This window comes from Sulfolobus sp. B1, from assembly GCF_007050195.1.
Classification (GTDB): domain Archaea; phylum Thermoproteota; class Thermoprotei_A; order Sulfolobales; family Sulfolobaceae; genus Saccharolobus.
Genome location: NZ_QIMI01000238.1, coordinates 1 through 1,496, shown reverse-complemented (window position 1 = coordinate 1,496; position 1,496 = coordinate 1). Strand labels below are relative to the sequence as shown.

The window sequence follows — 1,496 nt, the reverse complement described above, 5'->3', positions numbered from 1 at the left end:
ATCTGTTTGGTTAGATATTGTGTTGATAATGTCGTTGTTTTGTGATTTTATTTTATTATATAAAAATGGATTAAAAGTAATATATTCTGGTTCGCCATTTCTGGTTATTGCTATAGTTATACAGATATTTTTAAAATCCCTTTAAAAGACTATAGAATTGATGCCAAAAAAGAAACAATCTGACCCATACGTTTGCCCAAACTGTGGTAATAGGGCTGAGAAGCCAGATAAGACGTGGCAATTGATATCTCCACTTCCAGATTCCTACGGAAGAATAACAATAACCGTAATGGGTTCATTTACATGTAGTAATTGTGGTAATAAATGGAAAGCAGTAGTATCTAAGATTAAGGCTGGAGGTTCTTCCGTAGAAATTGAAGGGAAAAAAGGCGTAAAGAAAATCGAGTCTAAGGATTCTAGCCAAAAAGAAGAAGAGGGAGAGGTAATAGAATTGGATTTAAGTGATCTTGATGAAGATGAAGAAGAGTGATATTGCAATAATTCTAATTATAGCCTTAATATACGTCATAATGTTCTCTAATATAGTCCAGAGTGCAAGCGTAGAAGGTGTCTCAATGTATCCTGTATTTCAAAATGGAGCGCTGACCTTCTATACTCAGCCTGTTAATGTACAAGTAGGAAATATTATAATATATAGATCACCATATTATAATAATTACGTAATTCACAGGGTAATAGGGATAAATCAAGATAGTAATTATGTAACGCAAGGTGTAGATAAAATAACTAATCCTTTACCGGATAATAGAATAGGGTTAGAGCCAATAAATGGTATACCTCATAACCTAGTTGTTGGAAAAGTTTTAGAAGTAGATAACGTAACATTTTCAATACCATATCTTGGATACATTTCAATATTGTTTTCCTCTATTATTTAAGTGAAGATATTTTGCCTAATTTTCTTAGCCTTAACACTCTATATGTAGGCGTTATACTAGTAGGATGATTAGCATATACTTGATCAAGTCTCTTTATTGAAGTATTACTAGGGCTATCCATTACTGCTTTAGGATTAGTTTTAGCAATTTCCACAATCTTTTTCAAAACATCTGCAAATTGATCTAGTGTTTCCTTCGTTTCAGTCTCAGTAGGTTCTATCATTAACGACTCTTCAATGATAGGCGGGAAGTAAATGGTCGGGGCATAAAATCCATTATCTAATAGAGCCTTAGCAATGTCGTTTGCAGTTACGCCATATTTATCAGCTAACGGTTTCGCACTAAATACTACTTCGTGCTTTCTAGGTCTGTTGGGTGCAATTAACTCTAATTCTTTAACTTCCTTAAGTTTGGCTATTAAGTAGTTTGTAGCTAGTGTACTCATCTTACCTACAGCTTGAACTCCTTGAGGACCTAATCCTAAAATATAAGTATAACTTCTCGCTAGGTTCCCTACATTTCCGTAGAAAGTGGCTATTTTTCCTATGGTATTTTTTGGAATTTTACTCAAACTATATTGAAATGTATCCAAGATAT

2 protein-coding genes and 1 pseudogene are annotated in these 1,496 nt (G+C 33.4%); 2 read left to right on the top strand and 1 reads right to left on the bottom strand.

Annotated elements, in window-relative coordinates; genetic code table 11:
• The first annotated feature begins 160 nt into the window (after positions 1-160).
• A complete protein-coding gene (locus tag DMP16_RS09815; RefSeq protein WP_069281853.1) occupies positions 161-490 on the top strand; it encodes a 3CxxC-type zinc finger protein in 330 nt (109 codons plus the stop codon).
• Positions 471-899, top strand: a complete 429-nt coding sequence (locus DMP16_RS09810) for a signal peptidase I (RefSeq protein WP_069281856.1) — start codon at positions 471-473, stop codon at positions 897-899. The genes DMP16_RS09815 and DMP16_RS09810 overlap by 20 nt, the downstream gene beginning before the upstream one ends.
• Here DMP16_RS09810 and DMP16_RS09805 read toward each other — a convergent pair.
• Positions 892-1,496 (bottom strand): annotated as a pseudogene (locus DMP16_RS09805) (aminomethyl-transferring glycine dehydrogenase subunit GcvPB); the annotation flags it as partial. The gene DMP16_RS09810 and the pseudogene DMP16_RS09805 overlap by 8 nt on opposite strands.

Bases quoted from the DNA above. Each gene is read 5' to 3' on its own strand.
- DMP16_RS09815 (WP_069281853.1), top strand. From the start codon at position 161: ATGCCAAAAAAGAAACAATCTGACCCATACGTTTGCCCAAACTGTGGT.
- DMP16_RS09810 (WP_069281856.1), top strand. From the start codon at position 471: ATGAAGATGAAGAAGAGTGATATTGCAATAATTCTAATTATAGCCTTA.